The following is a 26,438-nucleotide window of genomic DNA, read 5'->3' on the forward strand; positions in this document are numbered from 1 at the left end:
ACGCCCCACACGCAGGGAGGGACGCCCCTCTCCCTCTGTCGTGATGCCCGAGACCACCGGGCGCCTGAGAGATTCGGCCGCCGCGTACGGCGCCTTTCCCCGTGGGCGGGTGGACGATTCCACCACTTTCCAGAGGCGTCGGAGCCCGCACGGTCCCGGGTGCCTGAGAGATTGACGGAGAGGTGCTGCTCCTTCGGCGCTCGTCGGGCTCGGTCCTGTGACTGACCGTGTCCCGGCGAAGCTCTCCCGTGCGGCGTCGACGCTTCCTCAGTATATGGGAGCGGACGCCGGCGGGTCAGCCGGTCTTGCGGCTCGCGCGATTCTTGCGGCGGGAGGCGAGCTCGTCCTCGGGCGTCGGCTGGCTCTCGCCGCCGTCGGCACGCTCGGCGGGGAAGTCGGCGATGGCGCCGGTCAGTTCGCGCATGGCGCCGCTGACCGCGATCCCAAAGACGCCCTGTCCGCCCTGCAGCAGGTCGACGACCTCCTCGGCGGACGTGCACTCGTAGACGGTGGTGCCGTCCGAGAACAGCGTGATGCGGGCCAGATCCGCCACGCCCCGACGACGGAGGTGGTCGACGGCGACGCGGATGTTCTGGAGCGAGATGCCGGTGTCGAGCAGTCGCTTGACGATCTTGAGGACCAGGATGTCCTTGAAGGAGTACAGCCGCTGGCTGCCGGATCCAGCCGCGCCGCGGATGGACGGCACCACGAGGCCGGTGCGGGCCCAGTAGTCGAGTTGCCGATAGGTGATGCCGGCGATCTGGCACGCACTGGGAACGCGGTAGCCGACCAACTCGTCCGGAACCGAATCGTCGGGGAAGAGACCGGGTTGCACCTCGTCCACGTCGTTCGATGCCAGCAGGCTCATCTGCTCCGGCTCCTGCGGCTGATCTGCCACGTGTTTCTCTCCCTCTCGGATGGTCCGCCTGGAGTCCTCGTCCGCGAACCTGTTCGGCATGCGCGGTGAGAACGACGATGACATCCGTGACGCTCGGCGAGGTCGAGAATACGCCCTCGCCGCGGTGAGCGGCACGTCCTTCATCGACCCGAACGCTATGGACCGCGGAGCCGTGAGGCAACGCGCCACGCGGTAAGCCTCAACCTCAACTCAAGGGTGAGACTCGATCGTTACCTAACCGTCGGTCGCCTTGAAGTCGTCCGGCGAGATGGTGTCCAGGAATTCCTTGAACTTCTCCACCTCGTCCTCGCGTTCGTCGGGCATGACCAGACCCGCTTCGGCCAGAACGGGCTCCTCCGCGAAGATCGGCACGCCGGCTCGCAGAGCGATGGCGACCGAGTCCGACGGGCGCGCCGAGACGCGCACGTCCTGGTCGAAGACCAGATCGGCGTAGAAGGTGCCCTCCTGGAGATCGACGATCCGGACTTCCTTCAGGGATCGCCCCAGGGCCGTGACGATGTCACCGATCAGATCGTGGGTCAGCGGACGCGGCGGTTGTACGCCCTGCTGCTCCAGTGCGATCGCCGTGGCTTCCGTCTGGCCGATCCAGATCGGCAGGTACCGTTCGCCGTCCGACTCCCGCAACAGCAGAACAGGTTGATTCTGTGGCTGCTCCACCCGGATACCGATCACGCGCATCTCGCCCATCGCGCCGCCTCCCAGCTGCTGTGACTCGTCGCCCGCGCACTCGACGGGGCGGACGTGCTCTCCAGTGTATTGACCCGCGGCGCCGACGACCGGCCGTGCGAGCGGCCGACGCACGCCCTCGGGACTACTTGTCCAGTATCCCGTGCACCGCGGACTTGACCAACGACGTGTGCAATGACAGCGACAACGCGGCCAGCTCTCGGACGAGCTCTTCGGCGCGGTCGCGCGCGCCCGCGTCACGGCCCAGGGCCACCGGCCCGGCGACCTGAGCCAGCAGGTTCGCCTCGCGGTCCGCCGCGAGCTTGAACGCGCGCAGATGCCGCACCTCGAGCCCGTACTGCGCCATCGCCCACGCGGTGCGCACGAGCACCACGGCTTCCTCGTCGTAGAAGCCGGCCGGACCCGCCGAGACGAGGCCGCTCTTCTGCAGTTCGAGCAGGAACGGCTCGTCCACGCCCGTGCGCTCGAGCAGGTCGGCACGACTCATCCGCACGCGCCGCTCCCCGAGAAACTCGGTGGGCGAGACACTTCCGGGCGCCAGAGCCAGGACGCGTGGACCCTTGGGTGACGTGGTGACACCGTCGGGACCCACGGCACGGATGCCGTTGTCCAGAGCGTCCAGCTGTTCCTTGATGACCTTCAACGGAAGGTAGTGATCACGCTGCGCCGTGAGGACATAGCGCAGACGCTCGCAGTCCTCGACGGAGAATCTCCGGTAACCCGACGCCGTTCGTTCCGGGGAGATCAGTCCCTCGGCCTCGAGAAAACGGATCTTCGAAATGGTGACGTCGGGAAAGTCCGGGCGCAGTCGATCGAGTACGGACCCGATCGACATGCCGCCACCGGACTGCTGCCCGACTGCCGTCATCAGCTACCTGCGCCGGCAGACGTCTCGCCGAGCTGACCGCCTGCGGACTGGCCCTTCGGGCCGGTCAGGAACACGAGGCGGAACTTGCCGATCTGCACCTCGTCGCCGTTCGCCAGAACGGCGGAGTCCACGGGCTCACGGTTGACGTAGGTGCCGTTGAGGCTGCCGACGTCGACGACCTGGAAGTCCTCGTCGTCCTGACGGAACTCCGCGTGGCGACGGCTCACGGTGACGTCGTCGAGGAAGATGTCGCTGTCCGGGTGGCGTCCCGCGGACGTCGTGGGCTGGTCCAGCAGGAAGCGCGAGCCCGCGTTGGGGCCACGCTTGACGACGAGCAGGGCGGAACCGACGGGCAGACCCTCGACCCCGGAGACCGGTGCGTCGGAGGAGCCCTGGGGCGCCGCTGCGGAATCGATCTCGTTCAGGAAGTCCGCTCGGAAGACCGAGGTGGTCTCCGCGGGGGACTCTCCGTAGACGCCGTCGTTGCCGTTATCGCTCACGTTTCTCCTCCTCGATCTGATCGCCCCTCACCCACGAGGCGATTCAGCACATTCTCTTGTCACGCTTGTCTGAACGGTTCCGCGGTTCCCCGACCGGGGTGCCGCCGAACCACGTGAGGACCTTACCGACCGTACCTTGCACACACCGTCGCCCGGGCGTGCTTGCCCGCCCGCCGGGCACGGCTGTTACGTGGTCGTGATCGACGCGTACCCCTCGGCGTCCATCATCGCCTCGAGGGCGTCGTCGAGATCGCTCTCGGAGTCGACGGACAGGTCCACGAGCCAGCCGGCGCCGTACGGATCGCTGTTCACCAGTTCGGGGTCGCCGTCCAGTTCACCGTTGACCGCAACCACTTTGGCCGACAGCGGGGCGTAGATATCGGAGACGCTCTTGGTGGACTCCACCTCGCCGAGCGACTCACCGGCCGACACCGCATCGTCCTCGGTGGGCAGCTGAACGAAGACGACGTCGCCGAGCTGCGACTGTGCGTAGTCGGTGACGCCCACGCGCACGGTGGTGGGGCCGGTCCGCTGGACCCATTCGTGCTCGGCCGTGTACCGCAACTCGGTGGGGATATCGGTCTGGCTCACGTGAACCGGGTCCTTTCGCAGGCGTTGTCGCGGTGCGGACGAGGAGAACCGCACTCGCGCTGAGCGTATTGGCGAGCTTTCCGCCTCCGCAAGGCGGGCGCTCCCCGGCTCATCGTGCGGCGAGCGGGAGGCGTCGGACCGGACCGAGCGCCAGGCCGAGGTACAGCGCGCCCGTGTAGAGGTACAGCGCGGTCCCCCACACCAGCAGAGCCTGCGCGGGAACCGCGATCACATCGGCGCCGACCCAGTCCACCCTCGCGGCGAGGAGGAACGGCAGTGCGCTCATCAGGACGAACGTCGCAGCCTTGCCGAGGTAGATCACCTCGGGCGGAGCGAGTCCCCGCCGCCGGTAGAGCAGCAGGGTGAGTGCGAGGATGCCGTCCCGCGCGATCAGGACCACGGCAACCCACCACGGGAGGATGCCCGCGAGGGCGAACCCCACGAGTGTGGTGACGACGTACAGGCGATCGACGAACGGATCCAGCAGAGCACCCAGGGCAGACGACTGGTCGAGCAGCCGGGCGAGCTTGCCGTCCAACCAGTCCGTGGCCCCGCTGAGCAGGAGCAGTACCAGCGCCCAGCCGTACGCCTGCTCCCCCAGCAGCAACCACAGGAACACCGGCACCCCGAGCAGACGAACGACACTCAGAGCATTGGGCACCGTCAGGATGCGATCGCCGACGACACCGGCGACCACGTCGCGAGGGCTGTCGGACGCCGGATCGGTCATCCCCCGAGCTTTCCACACGGGCGCGCCGTCCGGACCCGACGAGCCGCTACCGCCAGGCGAAGACCGGCTGCTCGTAGTCGTGCACGCGGGTGTGCCGCCCACCGAGCACCACCTCGCGGAACTGGTGCACCACCGCGCCCGTGGGCGCGTGCACCAGGCTCGAGCGAAAAGGCCACTGCACCACCGGTCGCGGCGACTCGGCGATCGACACGAACCGGGCGTCGACGTCGAGCTCGTCCGCGGTGACGCGGTAGAGGAACTCCACCTCGTCCGGATTGGGCACCGCGTCCCCGGTCCAGTCCGCGATCCACACCACGAACGGCCGGATGACGTAGCCGGAGCGGGTCCGATAGTCGTCGAGCGTCCCGAGCACGGAGTCCGGCCCGACTCGGATGCCGATCTCCTCGTCGAGTTCGCGCAGGGCGGCCTCGACCGGTGTCTCGCCGTCGTCGACACGCCCGCCGGGCAGCGCGAACTGGCCCGGATGCGCGCGCATCCGGGAGGGCCGCTTCGTCAGCAGCACGTGGCGATCTCCGACCTCCCCGCCGACAGCCACCACGACCGAGGCGCGTCGTTCGTCACCGCCCTCGATGAGTCGACTCTCGAAACCGTCCAGCGTCCGCACGATCTCTGCACGTTCGAGGCGCGTGTCCATCAGGCGACAGTAACCAGGCTCACCGGGCGGGTGCGCGCAGCGCCCGCACGGCCGGCGCCGCCGAGTACGGCAGGATGCGCGAGCGATCCGCCGGAAGGGCCAGCTCCACGACAGCGGACTCGTCGATCCGGTACGGCTGCGCGAGCACCACGCCGGCGAAGGCCTTGCGCAGCCGTGACATCTCGGCCCGGACCGTGATGGCACGGCCGTTGTCGCCGAACAGTTCCGTCGCGAGTTCTGCCGCGGTGCGCCCGTCCCTCCTCGCGGCGAGCAGGAAGAGGATCTCCGCGTGCCGAGGTGTCGGCTCGTGGGACCAGGTTCCGAAGGGACTCGACACCTCGACCAGGGTGCGCGAGGGGTCGGACACGTCGATGCGGATGTTCGTCGGCGTCGACTCCCCGTCGACCACTCCGTCGCGTTGCGAGGACGCCGGTCGCACCATCCAGCCACCGGGCAGCGGCTCCAGATCGCACACGCCGAGCGTCGGTACCCACAGTCGGCCCGGCGCCACCTCGTCGGGGAGCAGCACCCGATTGCGCACCGGGACCGACGCCACCGCCGCGACCCACCCGTGCCCGTCGACGGCCAGCGCGGGCGTCTCCGACCGAGCCAGCATCGGCGCGGCCACCGAGCGCAGGTTGTCGAGCGTGCGTCGATGCTGTTCGCGCAGTTGCGCTTCGGCGAGTCGAGACACGGCATCGATCAGCGCCAGCGTGGTCGGGTGCACCGAACTTGCGGGTCCGCTGACGTCGACGAGGCCCAGCACCCGGCCGGTACGCGGATCCTTGATGGGACTGCTCGCACAGGTCCACGCGTGGTGAGTGCGCACGAAGTGCTCGGCGGAGAAGATCTGCACCGCCGAGCGCGAGACCAGTGCCGTGCCGATGGCGTTGGTTCCCACACTGTCCTCGGCCCAGTCGGCCCCCTCGACGAAGCCGAGCCGATCGGCGCGGTCGAGCACCGAGGGCGCCCCGCTGCGCCACAGCACCCGCCCGAGCCGGTCCGCGACCACCAGTAGGTTGTCGGAGTCCTGCAGGACCGAACGCAGGCTCCCGGTCAGCTCCGGCAGGATCTCCACGAGCCCCGAGTCCCGACGCATCTGCTCGAGTGCCGCGGCGTCGACAGCATCGGCGGGTCCGCGGTTCTCCGGGTCGACACCCAGGTTCATCACGCGCTGCCACGAGTCACCGATGACGTCGCGGGGGCGAGCCGGCGCGCGGGCACCCGACATGGTCGCGTCGTACACGGCGGACAGCAGCTGCGCGTACCGACGTGGGTCCTCACCTGCCGCGACGGCGGGCTCGGGTTCGGAGGTTCGAGTCATCGACACCGATTGTGCTCCACATCACAGTGCGCGTCATCCCCGGGTCTGTCCCGATCGGTCATCGGTAGACGAGTCCGCCGTCGATGAGACCGGCCTGACCGGTCATGTACGCCGCGTCGGGTCCGGCGAGATAGGAGACGTGTCCCGCGACGTCGTCGCGAGCCTCGGCTCGGCCCGACGCGATACCGCCCACCAACGTCTCGTGGGGGTGCGCCCGTGCGACCTGTCCGTCGATGCTCATGCGTGTCTCCTTCTCGTGTGATCGTGGGTGGGGACGGAGGTCAGAGCGACGGATCGACGAGGACCTTCATCTTCGTGCCGGCGTGCAGTGCCTCGAAGCCGTCGTCGATCACCGCGTCCATCCCGATGCGCGACACCCACCCGGTGGGGTCGTACACGCCGTCGGCCATCAGAGCGATGACGGCGTCGTAGTCGGCGGAGGTGTAGCAGAGCGACCCCTGGATGCGGGCCTCCTTCATCACCAGATCGAGAAGCGGTGTGGTGAGCGGCTTCTCGTAGATCGCCACGCTGACCATCGGCTTGCGCGACCCCACGCACGCCAGCGCGGTCGCCACCGCCGGCGCGACACCGGCCGCGTCGTACACGGCGTCGGCGCCGCGCCCGTCCGTCTCGTCGGCCACCAACGCGGGGACGTCGACGGACGCGGGGTCGAGAGTGCGTGCACCGAGCGCCTCGATCGCCGCCCGCCGGGTCGCGGACGGCTCCACCACGAGGATGTCGTCGAGCCCCTTGCCGCGCAGCGCGAACCAGAGCCCGATGCCGATCGGTCCCGCCCCGAACACCATCGCGGTGTCGCCTTCGCGCACCTCACCCAGAGTCGCGGCGTGGTAGGCCACCGACATCGGCTCCACCAGCGCACCCAGATCGAGGGACACGGAGTCCGGCAGCGCGTGCAGCATGTCGGTCGGCACCACCGTGTACTCGGCCATACCGCCGTCGGACATCAGTCCGTGGAAGCCGATCGACTGGCACACGTTGTAGTTGCCGGCTCGACACGGACCACAGTGCCCGCAGCGGTACAGCGGTTCGATGGCGACACGGTCGCCGATCGACCACCCCGTCACTCCCGCGCCGATCTCGGTGATGGTGCCCGAGAACTCGTGGCCGAGAATCAGCGGCATCTGCTGACCGGTCAGGGCGTGCGGCTCGGTGGGAATGAAGATGGGACCGGCGTAGTACTCGTGCAGGTCGGTACCGCAGATGCCGTTCGCCCCGACGGCGATCTTCACCTGGTCCGGTCCCGGATCGGGCTCCGGGCCGTCGGCGATCTCGACCTTGCCGGGCCCGTGGTACACCGCTGCGCGCATCGTTCGACTCCTCACCGGCCGTCCCAGCGACGGCCGTGATCACCGTTCTATGTGACACGCGGCACAGCCCGACAGGGTTGCAGTCGGTTGCACCTGCGACTGCAACCCGCTGCAACTCTTCCTCGGACCGCGTCCACGGCGTGTGCTGTGCATCACACGAGCACGACCACGGAACGACGAAGACGGAGTTGTCATGACCCAGACCCTCGAGCCACCCACGCAGAGCATCTCGCCGCAGCAGCGAGTCGACGCATGGTTGGCCGATTTCGAAGCGGGGCTCGCTGCGCGGGACATCGATCGAGTCGTCGCGATGTTCGCCGTCGACAGCTTCTGGCGCGACCTGGTGACGTTCACCTGGAACCTCAAGACGGTCGAGGGACGCGACGGTATCGCCGACATGCTGACGGCACGGCTCGCCGACGTCGGTCCGCAGGGTTTCCGCACGACCGAGACACCCGACGAGGCCGACGGTGTCACCTCCGCATGGATCGAGTTCGAGACCGCGACGGCACGCGGCAAGGGACATCTGCGGCTACGCACCGACGCGGAGTCCGGTCAGTCGCTCGCCTGGACGTTGCTCACGACGATGCAGGAACTGAAGGGGTACGAGGAACCGCGCGGGCACGCGCGACCGATGGGGGCTGTGCACGGCTCCAACAAGGAGACGAAGACCTGGGCCGAGCGACGCGAGTCGGAGGAGAAGGAACTGGGATACGGCATCCAGCCCTACGCCCTCGTCGTCGGCGGCGGCCAGGGCGGCATCGCTCTGGGCGCTCGCTTGCGTCAGATGGGCGTCCCGGCCATCGTCGTCGATCGCGGCGAGCGTCCCGGTGACCAGTGGCGAGGGCGCTACAAGTCGCTGTGCCTCCACGATCCGGTCTGGTACGACCACCTCCCCTACCTGCCGTTCCCGGACAACTGGCCGGTGTTCGCCCCGAAGGACAAGATCGGCGACTGGCTCGAGATGTACACGAAGGTCATGGAGGTGCCGTACTGGTCGAAGACGACTGCCCTGTCGGCGACCTTCGACGAGGCGGACGGGGAATGGACCGTGGTGGTCGATCGTGACGGCGAGGAGGTGACGCTGCGACCGAAGCAGCTGGTGATGGCGACGGGCATGTCCGGCAAGGCCTCCATCCCCGACTTCCCGGGAATGGACGTCTTCCGAGGCGAGCAGCATCACTCGAGTCAGCATCCCGGTCCGGACGCCTACGTCGGCAAGAAGGTCGTGGTGGTGGGCTCGAACAACTCGGCGCACGACATCTGCAAGGCGCTGTTCGAGACGGGCGCCGACGTCACGATGCTCCAGCGATCGTCCACTCACATCGTCAAGTCCGACTCGCTGTGCGAGATCGCGCTGGGCGACCTGTACTCCGAGCGCGCCGTCGAATCCGGAATGACCACGCAGAAAGCGGATCTCACCTTCGCCTCACTGCCGTACCGCATCATGCACGAGTTCCAGATCCCGGTGTACCAGCAGATCGCGGAGAAGGACAAGGACTTCTACGACCGCCTCGAGAAGGCCGGCTTCCAGCACGACTTCGGAGACGACGGCTCCGGACTCTTCATGAAGTACCTGCGGCGCGGCTCCGGCTACTACATCGATGTCGGCGCCTCGGAGCTTGTGGCGGACGGCAGCATCCACCTCGTCGGCGGCCAGGTCGACCACCTGACGGAGAACGCGGTGGTGCTGTCCGACGGGACGGAACTCGAGGCCGATCTCGTCGTGTACGCGACGGGCTACGGATCGATGAACGGCTGGGTGGCCGACCTGGTGGACCAGGAGACGGCCGACAAGGTGGGCAAGTGCTGGGGTCTCGGTTCCGACACCACCAAGGACCCCGGCCCGTGGGAGGGCGAGCAGCGCAACATGTGGAAGCCGACGCAGCAGGACAACCTGTGGTTCCACGGCGGCAACCTGCACCAGTCGCGGCACTACTCGCTCTACCTCGGCCTGCAGCTGAAGGCTCGGTACGAAGGCCTGGACACCCCCGTGTACGGGCTGCAGGAGGTCCATCACCTGCGCTGACCGACGCGTGCGCCGTGTGCGTGTCCCTGGACACGCACACGGTGGTCGTCGGAGCGAGAGAAATCACTCCACGGTCGGTGTGAGGCAGGTCGTCACTGACCGAGCCAGAGCCGCTTTCGGCAGACGGCGAGCATGGGCTCGACCAGCGCGCGGTCGGTGACCCGAACGCCGTTCTCGAGCGACACCTTCACACGACCGAAGAACTCGAGGGGTGCCAGCCCGAACTCCACGAGGATGTCCTCGGCGCGGCCTCCGCCGTAGACGTACCACCGCCGCAGGAAGGCGACCATCGCGAGGTCGGTCTCCGACGGATCGGTCGGATCGGTGGCCAGAGGTGCAGCGCCGGGCGTCGTCGACCGGGAGGCGGCGGGGAAGGGTGTGCGTGTCACGACGAGAGTATTGCCCATCGATCCGACACTGCGGTGACGGATCGATGAACATGCCGACGAGTCACAGCAATTTCTCAGCGGCTGTGCGCTTCGGGACAGCGTGAACACCGGCGTGTGTGGGTATGTGATCCCCACCACGCCACCGCGGCGTCGTCCGCCGTTCCGGTAGCGGAGGCAATAGATTCGACGGTGTTCGTCGCTCGTCGGCGGCACGACCGCCGGAGGGGCAGCACGATGAACGTTCGACACAGACGACCGGCCACCTGGTTCGCGACCGCGGCAGTGGGCGTCGCACTGGTCACCGCCCTCGCGGCCCCCGCGAGCGCCGCCCCCGCACCGGGTGACTTCTCCGGCGTCCCGGAGCGGACCTCCCTGTCGTACACCTCGCTCTCCACGGGCGTCCACGTCGGCACTGCCAACGAGAACGAGGCACGGCCGGGACTCTCCACGGTCAAGCTCTACCTCGCGGATCACGTGCTCCGACACGGCGATTCGTCTGCCGAGGACCGCGACCTCGCCGCTCGCATGATCCAGGTGAGCGACGACTGGGCCGCCTCGCTGCTCGACAGCAAGTACCCCGGCGCCATCGACGCCGCGGCGCGCGAGTACGGACTGACCGCGACGTCGCGAGGCAGCTTCTGGGGCGACTCCTACACCAGCACGGCCGACACTGTGCGCTTCCTCGACACCAAGAAGCGCACCGATCCCGGCAGCCCCGTCCTCACGTGGATGACCACGGCGCTACCGGTCGCGGCCGACGGCACGGTCCAGGACTGGGGCACCGGTCGACTCGCCGCCGCCACCGGAACGAAGTGGGGCTGGGCGGACGACGGGTCCAGCGTCGTTGCCTCGGCCTCCATCGGTGACGACTTCACGGTCGCGGCCAACACCTACGGCGGCGCGGCGACCCAGAGCGACGACGTACGCACCGCGCTCGGGGCGTTCGATCTGGCGACCCCGGCGATCGTGACCGCGCCGAGTGTTCCGTCGCTGCTGGACGCCATCCTCGGCATTCGCTGACACTGGCACCGACCGGCCTCACGCCGACTTCTTACGACTCCGATTACCGGATCGAGCGGAGACCGCACCACCGAGCAGGATCATGCGCATGGTCCGTTCGGCGGCGTCGGTGAGCAACCGCTCGCCGTTCGCGACCGCCTCGGACAACGGCATCGGCACCGTGATGATGGACGCGATGGCAGCGATGCCGACGTCGTGCACCGCCGGCGCTCCTCGACCGAGTGATCCCGCCAACGCGATCACCGGCACGCCGAACTGCTGGCAGCGCCGCGCCACCTCCGCCGGGACCTTGCCACGCGGGGTCTGGAAGTCGATGGACCCTTCGGCAGTGATGACGAGGTCCGCCTTGCGGATTCGGCGGTCGAGGTCGATTCCCGACAGGCCCGAGTCCAGCAACGCATCGAAGCGGGACCGCAACTGCGCCCCGACCCCGGCCGCGAGTCCTGCACCCAGTCCGCCCGACGCTCCCGTGCCCGCTCCGGTCGCCACATCGCCGGTGGCCACACCGTCCCGCTCGAGGACGCGCGCCCAGTTGTCCAGGGCGGCGGCGAGTTCGTCCACCTGATCCGGGGACGCCCCCTTCTGCGGTCCGAACACGCGGGCGACACCGCTGGGTCCGCACAGCACGTTGTGCGGATTGCACGCGAGCACGACGTCGACCTCGGCGAGACGGGGATGCAGCGCCGTCAGATCGAGGTGGTGCGCACGGATCAGTTCTCGACCGCCGCGGCCGATCTCACGGCCCTGCACGTCGAGGATCCGGGCGCCGAGCGCCTGCAGTGCCCCGGCTCCCCCGTCGCAGGTGCCGGAATCGCCGCACCCCACCAGGATCGTGTCCGCGCCCGCGTCGAGCGCCGCGGCCATGAGCTGGCCGACACCGTAGGTGGTGGTCGCGCCGGGATCGCGCCGATCGTGCGGTACGAGGGAGAGCCCCGCCGCAGCCGCCATCTCCACCACGGCGACGGAGCGCTCGGAGCCACCGAGTCGGGCCCAGTGCGAGGCCACCGGCTCCCCCACCGGTCCGACGACCGTCGTCTCGTGGAGGGTGCCGCGTGTCGCGGCCGCCAGCGTGCGTGCCGTTCCCTCACCGCCGTCGGCGATGGGCGCGGTGTCGACCCGAACTCCGGGTAGTGCGCGCCGCACCCCTGATGCGATGGCGGACGCGACGGACTCGGCGCAGAGGCTCTCCTTGAAACCGCTGGGGGCAACGAGGATGCGCTGCGGAACTCGTGTGGACATGGTTCTCCTGAGATAGGGGTGGGAGCAGTCAGGGCAGGTACAGCGGAAGACCGAGGGCAGGCCACAGCCAGACCGAGCAGACGAGAACGAGAGCGACGGACACCGGGGCGACCGCGGCGGACAGGCGGAGAAGGTGGCCTGCCGAGAACCCCGGGACGGAGTCGCTCGCGGCGAACATCGCCACCGGTTTGGCCGAACTGGTGAGGGTGAGGCAGAAGCCGGCGGCAGCGGTGGACGCGAACGCCGCGGCGGCGGGATCGATGCCGAGCACCGGCGCAGTGGCGACGATGACGGGGACGAGCACCGCGGAGCGGGCGGACCGTGACTGCACCACGAGGTGGGACAGCAGCGACACCAGCACTAGCGCGACCACGAACACGGTCGCGGCGGACGACCCGAGCGCGCTGATGGGCCCGAAGACCAGGTCTGCGAACCACTCCGCCGCACCCGTCGTGGTCAACGCCATTCCGAGACACAGTGTTCCGGCCATGAAGAGCAGCAGGCTCCACGGGATGGTGCGGACGGCGGCAGGCAGCGTGGTGGCCCCGACGAACGGTGCCGACGCGAGCAGGGCACCGATCATCGCGACGATGGCCGGTTCGACACCGTGCACCGGCTCGGTGCACCACAGGGTCACGACCGCGACCAGGACGAGCAGCACACGCTTCTGCGGGACGGTGAGTGGTCCGGCGGACCCGCCGAACGCGTCGCGTGTCACCGAGAGCGGTCGGCGTCGTTCCGCTCGATCGGTGAACAGGGACAGGGCGATCTCCGCCGCGAGATGCGACCACACGATCGCGAGCGGCAGTCCGAGGATCGCCCACTGCAGGAACCCGATGCCCGATCCGGTCGTCGTCCGCACGATCTCGCTGGTGATGAGGTGTGCTCCGGCCCCCAGCAGTGACCCGACCGCGGAGCAGAGGATCACCGCGGGGAAGACCAGGGACAGCGTCAGCACCACTCGGGGCCGTTCACGCAGAACGGTCGCCAGAGCGAGGAACACCGGCAGCGCGAGCGCGGCCCGGCCCGACGTCGACGGGATCGCGAAGGTCGTCAGGAGCAGCACGAGGGTGACCAGATGGACGAGCTGCCGCGGTGACCGGGCGACCGACAACACGCGCGCCGCCACTCGCGCGGACAGGCCGCTGGCCGTCACCGCCGCGGCAACGACGAACGACCCGACCAACAGCCAGATCACGGTGTCACCCAGTGTGCGCGTGAAGGTCTCGGTGGACACGGGACCCAGGATCACCAACGTCAGAGCGGCGCCCAGAGCGACGTGGGTGTCGTCGAGGGGCGAGAAGATCCACATCCACACCGCGACGAGGAAGACCAGCACCGTGATGGTCCCGTGTGCGGTCAGATCGCCGGCCACTCCCGCCAGGACGACACCGACGGCGAGCACCGCGAGGACCACGGCACTGACGACGGTCCGCGGCGACGGGGTCGGAACTCGCCGCGGCGTCCGGGTCGGGACAGGACTGGTGGGAGTGCGCCGCCCGGGCGGCGTCGTCGCGAACTCGGTGACGGTCATCGGACGCGGTATCCCATCCCGCGCACGGTCTCCACGCGCTCGGCGCCGATCTTCGCGCGCAGCGCACGCACGTAGACGTCGACCACGTTCGAGGCCGGATCGAAGTCGTATCCCCACACCTGCCCGAGAATCTGTTCACGGGAGAGCACCTGGTCGGGGTGGCGCAGGAACGTCTCGAGCAGAGCGAACTCGCGCGCCGTCAGATCGACCACCGACTCCCCCACGTGCACACGGCGTGACCGCAGATCGAGGCGGAGGTCCCCCGAGGTCAGTGAGTTGTCCGCCGAACCTGCGGTGTCGTCCTGCAACCGCAGGCGCACCCGTGCGAGGAGCTCGGCGAACTGGAAGGGCTTGGTCATGTAGTCGTTGGCGCCGCCCTCGAGCCCGGCAACGGTGTCGCGCACGCTGTCCCGAGCGGTCAGGACCACCACGGGTGTCGACACACCCTCGCCGCGCAACTGTCGGAGCACCGTGAACCCGTCCATCGCCGGCAGGCCGATGTCGAGCACCACCATGTCGAAGCCGCCGCCACGCGCCATCATGAGCGCGGTCTCGCCGTCGGCGACGTGCTCGGTGGTGTACCCGGCGGCCCGCAGACCCTTGCCGACGAAGGAGGCGATGTGGATGTCGTCCTCAGCGATCAGGATTCGGCTCATCGGATCTCCTTCGTGAGTGCATCGTCTGTCGTGAGCGTCGGGCCGGTCTCGGACCGCGGGCTGTGGCCCGGAGCCGGGAGGTCGAGGCCGAACGTCGCCCCCTCGCCGTGCACACTGCGCACCCAGGCGGAGCCGCCGTGGGCGTCGGCGATGGCACGGACGATGGCGAGTCCGAGGCCGGCTCCCGACCGCGCTGCCGGTGACGTCCGGTCGGCGGGCGATCCGCGTTGGAAACGGTCGAAGATGACGGGCGCGTCCTCGGGGCGGACGCCGGGCCCGTCGTCGGCGATCCACAGCGACAATCGTCGAGCGTCCCGGTCGTCGTGGAAGGTCGATCCGAGCCGGATGCGGCTCCCGTCCTCCGTGTGCCCGACGGCGTTGGCCGCGAGCTGCACCATGGCCTGCGTGACGCGCTGGGCGTCCAGAACACACGAGCCCTCCGCGACCTGCATCAGCAACCATTGCCGATCGCCGAGCGTCTGCACCTTCGACTCGATGTCGAGGACGAGTTGCGCCGCATCGACGGGGGCGGGCACGACGAAATCGGGCTGCTCGGCCTTGGCCAACATGAGCAGATCGCTGACGATCCGCCCCATGCGGGCGAGCTCGCTGTCGACGAGCGCCAACGTACGCCGCCGCTCCTCCGGGTCCTCCGACATGAGCTCGAGATGCCCCCGGACGATCGTGATCGGCGTGCGCAGTTCGTGTCCGGCATCGTCGACGAACTGTCGCTGGGTGGTGTACGCCTGCTCCAGCCGGTCGAGCATCGCATTGAACGTCTCGGCGAGATCGGAGATGTCGTCGCGCCCGTGGACCGGGACGCGCGCGGTCAGATCCGTCTCCCCGATCTCGGCCGCGACCGTGCGCACCGTGCGGACGGGAGCGAGAATGCGACCAGCGACGAGATACGCGATTCCTGTCGTCAGCAGCAGTCCGACGGCGCTGACCACTGCCATGGTTCGCATGGTCCGATCGACGAGATCACGGTTCGCACCGGTGAACGCCGTGACGACGAACGTGCCGGCGCGGCCGGTCGCGTCGTCGATGACGACGTGCCCCCACCGCATCTCGCCGTTGTCGGTGTCCAGCACTCCGGCGGGTTCGGCCGACTGCACGACCGTCGTCAGGATCGGTGACCCCGGTGCGAGCACGGTCGGCACATCGACGCCGGGCTGAGTCAGTACCGAGTCGTCCACGACGCCGAACATCACTTCACCCGTGCCGGCCGACTGCCGGGCGAGGTACACCTCGAGAAGTCGCTCCACCGAGACGAACGGCTGCGTCGTCGTGGGATCGACCCCCTCGGACGCGAAGGTCCGGAACTCCTCGGCTTCCTGCGCGACGTCCCCGTTGGCGCGCACGTCGACGTCGCGCAACAGCAGATTGCGGGCGGTCACCAGCACGACCACCAACAGAAGAAGGGTCGTCAACATGATCCAGGCGGTGATCTTCCACCGTGCCGGAAGAGCCGATCCGCGGCGAGCCGGGACACCGGCGGCGTCACTCATCGTCGTCACCGCCGTCGACGTCGTCGGCGCCGTCGTCCCCGTCGTCCGCGTCGTCGTCGGAGAAGTCGACGATCGGCGGCGCCGGCACGGGAGCCTGAACTGGCGGCGGTGTGATCGGAGCGGGAGCGGCCGGCGCGGGCGCGGGAGAGGCGGGCGGGACATCAGGTGTGGGAGCGATCACCTCGGGCGTCGGCTCCGGCGCCACACTCACCACGACGGGCGAGGGGTCGAGGCGTGGCGCCGGTGATCGCGTCACCAGGACCCCGGCGACGAGAACGCACGCGATGGCCACCAGGACGGCGGCCGCGGCGAGTGGGCGGGAGGAGCGCATGACAGCAACTATGCCGGGGGTCCATGACCGTCCCATGAGACGACGATGAAGGTTCCTTCATGTTCGACACGCCGTGAGTGGCGTCAACGGCCGAGCAGGACACCGATCTGTATCTCGATCTCTGCCGCCACGTCCGCGACACTCTTGGTCGCGTTCGCCGTCAGAGCCATGCTGAGAAACAGGATGGCGGAGACGATGTGGGCCTGCACCTGCCGGTCCGGGTGGTGCGTCGCGTCGTCGTCGTCGCGGCCGAGGATCTCCGCGACGACCGCCTCGGTCCGCGCGGCGAGTGACAACGCTTCACGACGATGAGGTTCCGTGTCGTCACCGAACACGACCTCTCGCTGATAGGTCCGGCCGTTCTCGATCTGCTTGCGGTTGCACTCGACGACCGGCATGAGGACGGCCATGACAGCCTCGACCGGATCCACGACGTCGGCGGCAGCGGCGATGCCCCGCTCGAGCGCGTTCGCGTAGTCCGAGTTCTGGACCAGGAGAAGCAGTTCACCCTTGTTCTTCGCGTACAGGAAGACGGTTCCGGTTCCCACGTCGGCGCGGTCGGCCACCTGTTGTGTGGTCACCTCACTCACGCCGTACTCGGCGAAGAGGTCGCGCGCCGCCGTGGTGATGCGGTCGAGCTTGTCCTGCTTGTTCCGTTCTCGACGACTCATCGCCGGGGAGGAAGACACCGCCACTGCCCTCCTTCGCGCTCTCCTGACAGGTGATGTACTCCCGTCATTCTCCCACGGGAGGCTTTCTCAGCTGCCGAGGAAGTCGACGACCACGGGCGCGGCCTCCGCGCGCACCGCACGGTCCTCCGCGCACGCTGCATCCTGCGCTGATCGACGTGCGGTGCGCCCGCGACACTGGACGCGAACATGAAAAATGGCCCCGGACAACGGTCCGGAGCCATTTCTGTGTCGGGCTGACAGGATTTGAACCTGCGACCACCTGACCCCCAGTCAGGTGCGCTACCAAGCTGCGCCACAGCCCGCGATCCCTCGAAAGGGATCGTGTGTGCCCCGAAGGGAACGAGCAAACACTACCCCAGTGGCGACGCTGGACGCCAATCGCCTCAGCAGCACCACCGGGGCAGTCGCCTACTTCTTCTTGCGGTCCCGCTTCTCCCGGATACGCACCGAGATCCGCACCGGACTGCCGTCGAAGTTGAACTCCTCACGCAGTCGGCGCTCGAGGAACCGGCGATAACCGGCCTCGAGGAAACCGGTGGTGAACAGCACGAACGTCGGCGGGCGCGTGCTCGCCTGGGTGGCGAACATGACGCGCGGCAGTCGACCGCCACGCATCGGCGGCGGCGTCGCGGCCACGACCTCCTTGAGCCAGGAGTTCAGCTGACCGGTCGAGATGCGCTTGTCCCACGACGCGAGCGACGTCTCCAGGGCGGGCACGAGCTTCTGCACCGCACGACCGGTCTTGGCGGAGACGTTGACGCGCTGCGCCCACGGCACGCGCATCAGGTCCCGGTCGATCTCCTTCTCGAGCTGCCCACGACGGTCGTCGTCGACGAGGTCCCACTTGTTGAACGCGATGACCAGCGCGCGGCCGGCATCAGCGACCATCGAGAGCACCCGCAGGTCCTGCTCGGAGATGACCTCGGACGCGTCGAGGAGCAGGATCGCGACCTCGGCCGCGTCGATGGCGCCCTTGGTGCGGAGCGAGGCGTAGAACTCGGCGCCGCTGGCGTGACTGACGCGCTTGCGCAACCCCGCGGTGTCGACGAAACGCCACACCTTGCCGCCCAGTTCCACCAGTGAGTCCACCGGGTCGACGGTGGTGCCGGCGACGTCGTGCACGACCGATCGCTCGTCACCGGTGAGCTTGTTCAGCAGGCTGGACTTGCCCACGTTCGGCTTGCCGACCAGGGCGACACGACGAGGGCCGGCGACACCGGTTCCCTCGCGGGGCGTCTCGGGCAGGACGGCCAGGACGTCGTCGAGCAGATCGCCCGTACCGCGACCGTGCGTCGCACTGACCGGACGGGGCTCACCGAGACCCAGCGACCACAGCAGTGCCGCTTCGGATTCCGTGCGCTCGTCGTCGACCTTGTTGGCCACCAGGATGACCGGCGTCTTCGACCGACGCAGGACTCGTGCCACGGCCTCGTCCGTCGCCGTCGCACCGACGACGGCGTCGACGACGAGCAGGATGGCGTCCGCCGTCTGCATCGCCATCTCGGCCTGCCGGGCGATCGACTGCTGCATCCCCTTGGCGTCGGGCTCCCAACCGCCGGTGTCCTGCACCATGAATCGGCGTCCGGACCAGTTGGCCTCGTACGAGACACGGTCGCGGGTGACGCCGGGAACGTCCTCCACCACGGCCTCGCGGCGGCCGATGATGCGGTTGACGAGCGTGGACTTGCCCACGTTGGGCCGACCGACGACGGCGAGGGTGGGAACGGCGACCTCGGCCTCGGCCTCGCCGTCACCCTCGAAGTCGATGTCCTCCCAGTCCGACTCCTCGGACCAGATGCCGTCCGAGGCGTAGACCTCGGTTGCGTCGAGCGTGTCGAATGTGTTGTCGCTCATGAGCGTGCTCCTTCCGGGGCATGAGTCGGACGCCCGATGTCCAGACGCTCGGTGACCAGACGCATCAATTCGTCGATCACCGCGTCCCTGTCGAGGTCGCTGGTGTCCACGGTGACCGCGTCGTCCGCGGGTCGCAGCGGGGACGTTGCCCGCGTGGAGTCCGCGTGGTCCCGACGCTGGACGTCGGCGAGCACGGCGTCGTAGTCGTCCCCGCGGCCCTCGGCGATGTTCTGGTCGTTACGACGCGTGGCGCGCGTCTCCGCGGACGCGGTCAGATAGATCTTGATGTGTGCGTCGGTGAGGACGACGGTGCCGATGTCGCGACCCTCCACGACGATCCGACCGGCAGAGTCCGCGATCTCTCGTTGCAGCGCAACGAGTTTCTCGCGCACAGCGGGCACGGCGGACACCGCGGAGACGGCCGCCGTCACGGCGGACCCGCGGATCGGACCGGTGACGTCCTCGCCCGACACCTCGACCTGCTCCCCCGTGGGATCGGTGCCGATGGAGAGGTCGATGGACTCGGTGAGCGCAGCGACGGCGTCGGCGTCTCCGGGATCGACGTCGTTCGTCAGCACCCATGCCGTCGCCGCGCGGTACATCGCACCGGTGTCGAGGTAGGACGCACCGAGCCGGGTCGCCAACAGGCGCGAGACGGACGACTTGCCGGTACCGGACGGGCCGTCCATCGCGACGATCAGTCGATCCTCCGACGCGGTCACAGGCCGACCGCCCCGTACAGGCTGCCGACCTCGCCGCGACCGAGCACCCGCAGCGTGCCGGGTCGCTGGTCGCCGAGGGCGACGGCCCCGATGTCGGTGCGCACCAGGCGTTTCACCGGGAACCCGACCGAGTCGAACAGTCGGCGCACGATGTGCTTGCGACCCTCGTGCAGCACGACCTTCACGAGCGTCTTGCCCTCGTTCACGTCGAGCACCGCGTAGGAGTCCACCTTCGCCGGTCCGTCGTCGAGTTCGACTCCGGAACGCAGCTTCTTGCCCGCATCGCGGTCCAGGACACCCTGCACCGTGGCGAGGTACGTCTTGGACACCTCGAAGGAGGGGTGCATCAGCCGATGGGCCAGATCGCCGTCGTTGGTGAGCAGGATCAGACCCTCGGTGTCGGCATCGAGTCGGCCGACGTGGAAGAGCCGCTGCCCTGCCTGGACCCGCTCCGAGACGATGTCGCCGATGCAGGGCCGACCGAGGTCGTCCGACATCGTGGACTGCCATCCGCGCGGCTTGTTCAGCGCGATGTGGACCAGATCGGCCTTGATGACCACACGGGTGCCGTCCACCCGCACGACCGCCACCTCGGGGTCGACGCGGACACCCTGCTCGGTGACGATGCGACCGTCGACCTCGACGCGTCCCTCGTCGATGAGCTGCTCGGCGGCGCGACGGGAGGCGACGCCCGCCTGGGCGAGCACCTTCTGCAAGCGCACACCGTCCTCCGGAGCCACGTGCGGCCGCGGGCCGTCGGTGTGCTGGTGGCGGGCGGGCTTGGCGTTGCTGATGGTCGGAGCAGCCGTCGTCTTGCGCTCCGGCTTCGGCGACTTGCCGGGCTTGGAGCCGCTGTTCTTGGGAGCCACCCGGGGGTACCCGGACTTGCCGCCGGGCTTACGGCTCTCGGTGCGCTTGCTGTACGCAGCAGCGGCGACCTTCTTGTTGGGGCGCTTCTTCTGTCGTTCGGGAGTGGAGGCGTCGGATGCGCCGTCCCGGTCCGGTGTGCCATCACGGCGAGCGGAGTCGTTCACGTTTCTTACCTATTCGTCTGTGGTGTCGGTGCCGAACTCGGTGGTCGAGTTCGACTCGGTGTTCTCTCGTCGACGCTCGGCACGCAGGACCCGCGGATCGGAGTCCATGCTGTCGCTGATGTCGTCGATCATGTCCACGCCCGGAAGCAGCGGAGCAAGTTCGGGGAGGTCGGACAGTGACGCCAACCCCAACCGTTCGAGGAACATTTCCGTGGTGACGTACTGCGTCGCCGCAGAGTCCGGGTCGGGACCCGCCTCGGCGATGAGACCTCTCGCGAGGAGAGTGCGCATCACGCCGTCCACGTTCACTCCGCGCACAGCACTGACTCGTGCGCGGGTAACCGGTTGACGATAGGCGATCACAGCGAGGGTTTCCAGTGCCGCTCGGGTGAGCTTGGACCGCGCACCGTCGAGGAGGAGCCGTTCGACGTAGGGCGCGTACTCGGTGCGGGTGTAGAAACGCCACCCGTCACCGGCGAACCGCAGGTCGATGCCACTGCCGCGGGCGGTGAGGTCGGCGGCCATGGCGGTCAGTGCCTGCCGGATGCGCGTTTCGTCACAGTCCAGGGCCGAGGCGAGCTGCGGGACGGACGCCGGGGTGTCGACGACGAGCAGCACCGACTCGAGCGCCGCGCGCACCTCGGTGTCCGACAGGGCGTCGGGAGCGTCCTCGCTCGCTGTCATCCGTAGTCCTCCATCCTCGAGACGTCCATCCGGTCGATGTCGGCAGCGTCGTCGTCCCCGGTCCAGGTGACCGCGAGATCGCCCAGCGCCTCGGGTTGGTCGAACGCGACGACCTTCTCGCGGTACAACTCGAGCAGCGCGAGGAACCGTGCGACCACCTCGACGGTGACCTCGCAGTCGCGGACCAGGTCGGCGAACGTCGCCCACTCACCCACTCCGCGGTCGCGCAGCATCGCCAGGATCGCTCGCGCGTGTTCCGGGACCGACACCGCCGACGCGTGGAGATGGCCGAGACCGACCGTCGGCACCTCGCGCGGGGTGAACGCCGCCGCGGCGATCTCGGCGAAGCGGCGCGGATCCACACCGAGCAACACCTCCGGCAGCAACGACGCGAACGAGTCCTCGAGCGAGACCGATCGCGGATAGCGCCGCAGCGCGGCGTTCTCCAGTTCGCCGAACAACTGCGCCACCTGTTTGTAGGCCCGGTACTGCAGCAGCCGCGCGAACAACAGGTCCCGCACCTCGAGCAGTGCCAGGTCCTCGGCGTCGTCCACCTCGCCCGACGGCAGGAGGCGGGCGGCCTTGAGGTCCAGCAGGGTCGCCGCGACCACCAGGAACTCGGTGGTCTGGTCGAGACCCATCTCCGCGCCCATCGCGCGGGTGTACGCGATGAAGTCGTCGGTGACGGTGTGCAGTGCGACCTCGGTGACGTCGAGTCGGTGCTGCCCGATCAGGGTCAGCAACAGGTCGAACGGTCCTTCGAAATTGGTGAGCCGCACCTGGAATCCGGTGGGCGTCGGCGCGTCCCCGACCGTCGTGTCCGTCACGACCGTCCCGTCGGTCAAGACTGGGGTGCGGTGTCCCGGTGGATGACCTCGCGGGCCAACGACCGGTACGCGTCGGCACCCGCGGACTTCGGCGCCCACGTGGTGATCGGCTCGCCGGCGACGCTCGTCTCCGGGAAACGCACGGTGCGCGTGATGACGGTGTCGAAGACGACGTCGCCGAACACCTCGACCACGCGATTCATGACCTCTCGCGAGTGCAGCGTGCGGGCGTCGAACATGGTGACCACGATGCCCTCGAGCTTCAGCCGCGGATTGAGGCGATCGCGCACCTTGTCGACGGTGTCGTTGAGCAACGCGAGTCCGCGCAGACTGAAGTACTCGCACTCCATCGGGATGAGCACGGAATCGGCGCACGCGAGGGCATTGACCGTCAACAGGCCGAGCGACGGCTGGCAGTCGATGAGGACGTAGTCGTAGCGATCGAGAATCGGGTGCAGCACGCGTCCCAGCGTCTGCTCGCGGCCGACCTCGGTGACCAGTTGGATCTCGGCCGCGGAGAGATCGATGTTGCTGGGGAGCAGGTCCATCCCGTCCACCCGCGTACGCATGAGGACGTCGTCGATCGCCACCCGCGGTTCCACCAGCAGGTTGTGCACCGTGAGGTCCAACTCGTGGTGTGGCACACCCAGACCCGCGGAGAGCGCGCCCTGCGGATCGAGGTCGACCAGCAGGACTCGGCGTCCGTACTCGGCCAGCGACGCACCCAGATTGATGGTCGACGTGGTCTTGCCGACGCCGCCCTTCTGGTTGCACATCGCGATGACCGTCGCCGGTCCGTGCGAGGACAGCGGCTGCGGATCCGGGATGTCGCGATACGGGCGGCCCGTCGGACCCATGCCCGACGGGTGGGCCAGCGTGGGATGTTCCGGTTCGGGCTGACGAGTGCGGAACAGTGCTCCGTCGTCGTGCGCCGCTGACACCACCGGACCTCCATCCTCACCTCGTGCTGCAGTTCCTCTGAACGCTACCGCGTGTCGGGTGCAGCTTCGTGCGGACACGCTACCGTGCGCGCGGATGCGCCTCGGCCCACACTTCGCGCAACGTCGTGACGGTGACCAGTGTGTAGATCTGCGTGGTGGTCACCGAGGCGTGACCCAGAAGTTCCTGCACCACACGTACGTCCGCGCCGCCGTCGAGCAGGTGGGTCGCGAAGGAGTGCCGCAGCGTGTGCGGGGAGACGCTGGCTCCGATCCCGGCGCGCTCCGCCGCGGTCTGCAGGACCTGCCACGCGCTCTGGCGTGACAACCGGCCGCCCCGCACGTTCAGCAGAAGCGCGGGCGTGCCCTGTGACACCAGTGCGGGTCGACCACGGACGAGGTACGCGTCGACGGCGTCGAGTGCGGGACGGCCGATGGGCACGATGCGCTCCTTGCCGCCCTTGCCGTGCAGGACCACGGACCGCGAGTCGGAGTCGATGTCGTCGACGTCGAGGCCCACGGCCTCGGAGATGCGCGCACCGGTGGAGTAGAGGAGCTCGAGCAGCGCCCGGTCGCGAAGACCGCGCGGGGTGTCCGCAGCCTCCCCGGCGACGGCATCGAGGAGCGCGAACACCTGCTCCACTGAGAGCGACTTCGGGAGCCGGCGGCCCGGCGCCGGCGGCTTGACCCCGGCAGCGACGTCGACGTCGACTATGCCCTCCGCCAGCGCGAAGCGGTGGACTCCGCGAACGGCGATGACCGTGCGCGCGGCACTGCTCGCCGCGAGCGGCGGGAACAGCTCGTTGCCGGACCGGAGGGCCGTCACGAACTCCGCGACGTCCACCTCGGTGACGTCGCGGAGGCTGTTCCGGTCGAGTTCATCCAGATGGCTGGCGTAGCGCGAGAGGTCGCGGCGGTACGAGGTGATGGTGTTGCGAGCTGACCCGCGCTCGACGGCGAGGTGATCGAGATAGGTCGCGATCACCTCGCCCGGCGAGTCAGCTGCCATGCGCGCCCTTGCGCTTCTCGAAGGCGGTGGGTCGATCACGCCAGGGTGCATCGCTCGGCCGCAACGGAACCGAGCGTGACCGCACCGCCGCCAGCGCCAGGATGCCCGCCACCGCCGAAGCGTTCACGATCTCGCCGCTGAACACGCGCGACACCGCCTCGTCCACCGGGACGCGGACGAGCTCGATGTCGGCCTCCTCGTCGTGTGCCTCCGGTCGATCGACCTCGGTCACCTCGTCGGCCAGGTAGATCCGAACGGTCTCGTCCGTGAACCCGGGTGACGCCGCCACGTCGACCAGCAACGACAGGGACGTCGCGGCGAGCCCCGTCTCCTCGGTCAGCTCACGCTTCGCGGCCTCGACGGGATCCTCCCCCGGCTCGTCCAACAGACCCGCGGGAAGCTCGAGCAGGCGACGCCCCAGAGGGTGCCGGTACTGGCTGATCAGCACGATGCGCTCGTCGTCGTCCAGCGCGACCACGGCGACCGCACCGTGATGCTCGACGACCTCACGTTCGGCCCTTCGACCGCCGGGCATCGTCACCTGGTCGAGCCGGAGCGCGAGAATCGCACCCTGGTACTCGACGGACGACTCGAGGATCTCGAACTCGTGACGATCGGCCATGGTCAGGCCTTCGTCGCGGCGGGTTCGGCCGGCTGCGCCGTGTCGGACTCGTCGCCGTGGACGTCGACGGGAAGCCGCTCCTCGGACTTGTACGAGAGCGCAGCGGAGATCAGCGACGCGAAGAGCGGGTGCGGCCGCGTCGGCCGGCTCTTGAGTTCGGGATGCGCCTGCGTGCCGACGAAGAACGGATGCGCGCTCCGCGGCAGTTCGACGAACTCGACCAGGTGGCCGTCCGGGGACGTGCCGCTGAACTGCAGTCCACTCTCCGCGATGCGGTCGCGGTAGCTGTTGTTGACCTCGTAGCGATGGCGGTGACGCTCGGAGACGGACTCGCTGCCGTAGGCCTGCGACACCACCGACCCCTTGGTGAGCGTGGCGGGGTAGGCCCCGAGGCGCATCGTGCCGCCCAGGTCCGCCTCGCCGGCGACCGCCTGCTCCTGGTCCGCCATCGTCGAGATGACCGGCTGTGTCGTCTCGGGCTCGAACTCGGCCGAGTTCGCATCGGTGAGACCGACGGACCGCGCCGCCTCGATGACCATGCACTGCAGACCCAGGCAGAGCCCGAGCGTCGGGATCTTGTGCGTCCGGGCGTGGGTGATCGCGCCGAGCTTGCCCTCGATACCGCGGATGCCGAAGCCGCCGGGAATCACCACGGCATCGATGTCGGCGAGCGCCAGCTTGGCGCCGGCCGCGGTGTCGCAGTCGTCGGACTGCACCCACACGAGTTCGACCTTAGCGCGGTTGGCGAAACCGCCGGCCCGCAGCGCCTCGGTCACCGACAGGTAGGCGTCGGGCAGATCGACGTACTTGCCGACCAGGGCGACGCGCACCGTCTCGCGAGGCTGGTGCACTCGCTCGAGGAGGGTTCCCCACACGGTCCAGTCGACGTCCCGGAACGGCAGTCCGAGCTGCCGCACGACGTACGCGTCGAGACCCTCGCCGTGCAGCACGCGCGGGATGTCGTAGATGGAGGGCGCGTCGGGGGTGGAGATGCACCCGTCGACGTCCACGTCGCACATGAGCGCGATCTTCGCCTTGAGGGCCTGCGGCACGTCGCGGTCGGATCGCAGGATCAGCGCGTCGGGCTGAATACCGATGCTGCGCAACGCCGCCACCGAGTGCTGCGTCGGCTTGGTCTTGAGCTCACCCGAGGGCGCGAGGAACGGAACGAGCGAGACGTGGAGGAAGAAGACGTTCTCCCGGCCCACGTCGTGGCGGACCTGACGCGCCGCTTCGAGGAAGGGCTGCGACTCGATGTCGCCGACGGTGCCACCGATCTCGGTGATGACGACGTCGGGCTCCTGGCCCTGCAGATCCGGTCCGCGCATCGCGAGGATGCGGGCCTTGATCTCGTCGGTGATGTGCGGGATGACCTGGACGGTGTCGCCGAGGTACTCGCCACGACGTTCCTTGGCGATCACCGTGGAGTACACCTGGCCGGTGGTCACGTTGGCGTAGCCGGAGAGATCCCGATCGAGAAACCGCTCGTAGTGGCCGACGTCGAGGTCGGTCTCCGCGCCGTCCTCGGTGACGAAGACCTCGCCGTGCTGGAACGGGTTCATCGTTCCGGGATCGACGTTGAGATAGGGATCGAGCTTCTGCATCGTGACGCGAAGGCCACGTGAGGTGAGAAGCTGACCGAGGCTCGAGGCCGTGAGCCCCTTGCCGAGCGACGACGCGACGCCGCCGCTGACGAAGATGTGCTTGATGTCGGCCCGCGTGTGAATGCGTGACTGCAAAGAGACTCC

General features: G+C 68.7%; 27 protein-coding genes, 1 tRNA gene, 1 pseudogene and 1 riboswitch. Of the genes and pseudogenes, 2 read left to right on the top strand and 27 right to left on the bottom strand.

Features of this window, described 5'->3' with window-relative positions; genetic code table 11:
• Positions 1–140: 140 nt before the first annotated feature.
• Positions 141–259: riboswitch (glycine riboswitch) on the bottom strand.
• 36 nt (positions 260–295) lie between these two features.
• The 10 genes and pseudogenes from HQ325_RS22025 to HQ325_RS22070 form a co-directional block, all read right to left on the bottom strand.
• Entirely contained in the window at positions 296–868 is a 573-nt protein-coding gene (locus HQ325_RS22025; RefSeq protein WP_231476295.1) for a MerR family transcriptional regulator, read from the bottom strand.
• 264 nt (positions 869–1,132) lie between these two features.
• On the bottom strand, positions 1,133–1,606 hold the full coding sequence (locus HQ325_RS22030) for a bifunctional nuclease family protein (protein WP_027505439.1): 474 nt from the start codon (positions 1,604–1,606) through the stop codon (positions 1,133–1,135).
• Between the two features lie 124 nt (positions 1,607–1,730).
• On the bottom strand, positions 1,731–2,474 hold the full coding sequence (locus tag HQ325_RS22035) for a MerR family transcriptional regulator (protein WP_222632446.1): 744 nt from the start codon (positions 2,472–2,474) through the stop codon (positions 1,731–1,733).
• Positions 2,474–2,974, bottom strand: a complete 501-nt coding sequence (gene garA / locus HQ325_RS22040) for a glycogen accumulation regulator GarA (protein WP_027505441.1) — start codon at positions 2,972–2,974, stop codon at positions 2,474–2,476. The genes HQ325_RS22035 and garA overlap by 1 nt, the downstream gene beginning before the upstream one ends.
• 186 nt (positions 2,975–3,160) lie before the next feature.
• Positions 3,161–3,565: a glycine cleavage system protein GcvH gene (gene gcvH / locus HQ325_RS22045; RefSeq protein ID WP_027505442.1), complete on the bottom strand. Its 405-nt coding sequence runs from the start codon at positions 3,563–3,565 to the stop codon at positions 3,161–3,163.
• Between the two features lie 109 nt (positions 3,566–3,674).
• Positions 3,675–4,295 carry a CDP-alcohol phosphatidyltransferase family protein gene (locus HQ325_RS22050; protein ID WP_222632447.1) on the bottom strand — a complete coding sequence of 207 codons (621 nt, stop codon included), beginning with the start codon at positions 4,293–4,295 and terminating at the stop codon, positions 3,675–3,677.
• A 46-nt stretch (positions 4,296–4,341) separates the two neighbouring features.
• The gene (locus tag HQ325_RS22055) at positions 4,342–4,950 is read right to left on the bottom strand and encodes a CoA pyrophosphatase (RefSeq protein WP_222632448.1); all 609 of its coding nucleotides are present in this window, start codon (positions 4,948–4,950) and stop codon (positions 4,342–4,344) included.
• A 19-nt stretch (positions 4,951–4,969) separates the two neighbouring features.
• Entirely contained in the window at positions 4,970–6,274 is a 1,305-nt protein-coding gene (locus HQ325_RS22060) for a GAF domain-containing protein (protein ID WP_222632449.1), read from the bottom strand.
• 58 nt (positions 6,275–6,332) lie between these two features.
• Positions 6,333–6,476, bottom strand: a pseudogene (locus HQ325_RS22065) (diacetyl reductase); the annotation flags it as partial.
• A 79-nt stretch (positions 6,477–6,555) separates the two neighbouring features.
• The gene (locus HQ325_RS22070; RefSeq protein ID WP_222632450.1) at positions 6,556–7,602 is read right to left on the bottom strand and encodes a 2,3-butanediol dehydrogenase; all 1,047 of its coding nucleotides are present in this window, start codon (positions 7,600–7,602) and stop codon (positions 6,556–6,558) included.
• 193 nt (positions 7,603–7,795) lie between these two features.
• On the opposite strand from HQ325_RS22070, the gene HQ325_RS22075 reads away from it, so the two are divergent.
• Positions 7,796–9,631: an NAD(P)/FAD-dependent oxidoreductase gene (locus HQ325_RS22075; RefSeq protein WP_222632452.1), complete on the top strand. Its 1,836-nt coding sequence runs from the start codon at positions 7,796–7,798 to the stop codon at positions 9,629–9,631.
• A 92-nt stretch (positions 9,632–9,723) separates the two neighbouring features.
• Here the strand turns inward: HQ325_RS22075 and HQ325_RS22080 are convergent, their stop codons facing one another.
• The gene (locus HQ325_RS22080; protein ID WP_222632454.1) at positions 9,724–10,020 is read right to left on the bottom strand and encodes a hypothetical protein; all 297 of its coding nucleotides are present in this window, start codon (positions 10,018–10,020) and stop codon (positions 9,724–9,726) included.
• 234 nt (positions 10,021–10,254) lie between these two features.
• Between HQ325_RS22080 and HQ325_RS22085 the strand changes: the two genes are divergently transcribed.
• On the top strand, positions 10,255–11,040 hold the full coding sequence (locus tag HQ325_RS22085) for a hypothetical protein (protein WP_222632457.1): 786 nt from the start codon (positions 10,255–10,257) through the stop codon (positions 11,038–11,040).
• Between the two features lie 18 nt (positions 11,041–11,058).
• Here HQ325_RS22085 and HQ325_RS22090 read toward each other — a convergent pair whose 3' ends face one another.
• From HQ325_RS22090 to HQ325_RS22165, 16 genes are all read right to left on the bottom strand, one after another.
• Positions 11,059–12,279: a glycerate kinase gene (locus HQ325_RS22090; RefSeq protein WP_222632459.1), complete on the bottom strand. Its 1,221-nt coding sequence runs from the start codon at positions 12,277–12,279 to the stop codon at positions 11,059–11,061.
• 28 nt (positions 12,280–12,307) lie between these two features.
• Entirely contained in the window at positions 12,308–13,813 is a 1,506-nt protein-coding gene (locus tag HQ325_RS22095; RefSeq protein WP_222632461.1) for an SLC13 family permease, read from the bottom strand.
• Complete coding sequence (locus HQ325_RS22100) at positions 13,810–14,469, bottom strand: response regulator transcription factor (protein WP_056444417.1); 660 nt, start codon at positions 14,467–14,469, stop codon at positions 13,810–13,812. The genes HQ325_RS22095 and HQ325_RS22100 overlap by 4 nt, the downstream gene beginning before the upstream one ends.
• A complete protein-coding gene (locus HQ325_RS22105; protein ID WP_222632463.1) occupies positions 14,466–15,977 on the bottom strand; it encodes an ATP-binding protein in 1,512 nt (503 codons plus the stop codon). Before HQ325_RS22105 ends, HQ325_RS22100 begins: the two co-directional genes overlap by 4 nt.
• Entirely contained in the window at positions 15,970–16,308 is a 339-nt protein-coding gene (locus HQ325_RS22110) for a hypothetical protein (protein ID WP_222632465.1), read from the bottom strand. Before HQ325_RS22110 ends, HQ325_RS22105 begins: the two co-directional genes overlap by 8 nt.
• Positions 16,309–16,391: 83 nt before the next feature.
• A complete protein-coding gene (locus HQ325_RS22115; RefSeq protein ID WP_308014576.1) occupies positions 16,392–16,997 on the bottom strand; it encodes a helix-turn-helix domain-containing protein in 606 nt (201 codons plus the stop codon).
• A 231-nt stretch (positions 16,998–17,228) separates the two neighbouring features.
• Positions 17,229–17,302, bottom strand: a tRNA-Pro gene (locus HQ325_RS22120).
• 106 nt (positions 17,303–17,408) lie between these two features.
• A complete protein-coding gene (der, locus tag HQ325_RS22125) occupies positions 17,409–18,854 on the bottom strand; it encodes a ribosome biogenesis GTPase Der (RefSeq protein ID WP_056444408.1) in 1,446 nt (481 codons plus the stop codon).
• The gene (gene cmk, locus HQ325_RS22130; RefSeq protein ID WP_222632720.1) at positions 18,851–19,543 is read right to left on the bottom strand and encodes a (d)CMP kinase; all 693 of its coding nucleotides are present in this window, start codon (positions 19,541–19,543) and stop codon (positions 18,851–18,853) included. The genes der and cmk overlap by 4 nt, the downstream gene beginning before the upstream one ends.
• Before the next feature lie 29 nt (positions 19,544–19,572).
• Complete coding sequence (locus HQ325_RS22135) at positions 19,573–20,610, bottom strand: pseudouridine synthase (protein ID WP_081821205.1); 1,038 nt, start codon at positions 20,608–20,610, stop codon at positions 19,573–19,575.
• 9 nt (positions 20,611–20,619) lie between these two features.
• Positions 20,620–21,294 carry an SMC-Scp complex subunit ScpB gene (scpB, locus tag HQ325_RS22140; RefSeq protein WP_204867272.1) on the bottom strand — a complete coding sequence of 225 codons (675 nt, stop codon included), beginning with the start codon at positions 21,292–21,294 and terminating at the stop codon, positions 20,620–20,622.
• Complete coding sequence (locus HQ325_RS22145; RefSeq protein WP_222632467.1) at positions 21,291–22,139, bottom strand: segregation/condensation protein A; 849 nt, start codon at positions 22,137–22,139, stop codon at positions 21,291–21,293. Before HQ325_RS22145 ends, scpB begins: the two co-directional genes overlap by 4 nt.
• A complete protein-coding gene (locus HQ325_RS22150) occupies positions 22,136–23,035 on the bottom strand; it encodes a ParA family protein (protein ID WP_051613290.1) in 900 nt (299 codons plus the stop codon). The genes HQ325_RS22145 and HQ325_RS22150 overlap by 4 nt, the downstream gene beginning before the upstream one ends.
• A 106-nt stretch (positions 23,036–23,141) precedes the next feature.
• Positions 23,142–24,068, bottom strand: coding sequence for a site-specific tyrosine recombinase XerD (gene xerD, locus HQ325_RS22155; RefSeq protein ID WP_222632469.1), 927 nt, complete (start codon positions 24,066–24,068; stop codon positions 23,142–23,144).
• Positions 24,058–24,696: an NUDIX hydrolase gene (locus tag HQ325_RS22160; protein ID WP_308014750.1), complete on the bottom strand. Its 639-nt coding sequence runs from the start codon at positions 24,694–24,696 to the stop codon at positions 24,058–24,060. The genes xerD and HQ325_RS22160 overlap by 11 nt, the downstream gene beginning before the upstream one ends.
• Positions 24,693–26,429 (bottom strand): CTP synthase, encoded by a 1,737-nt coding sequence (locus tag HQ325_RS22165; protein ID WP_222632474.1) that lies wholly within the window; start codon positions 26,427–26,429, stop codon positions 24,693–24,695. The genes HQ325_RS22160 and HQ325_RS22165 overlap by 4 nt, the downstream gene beginning before the upstream one ends.
• Positions 26,430–26,438: the final 9 nt, after the last annotated feature.

This window comes from Rhodococcus sp. BP-349, assembly GCF_019835845.1.
Taxonomy (GTDB): Bacteria; Actinomycetota; Actinomycetes; order Mycobacteriales; family Mycobacteriaceae; genus Rhodococcoides.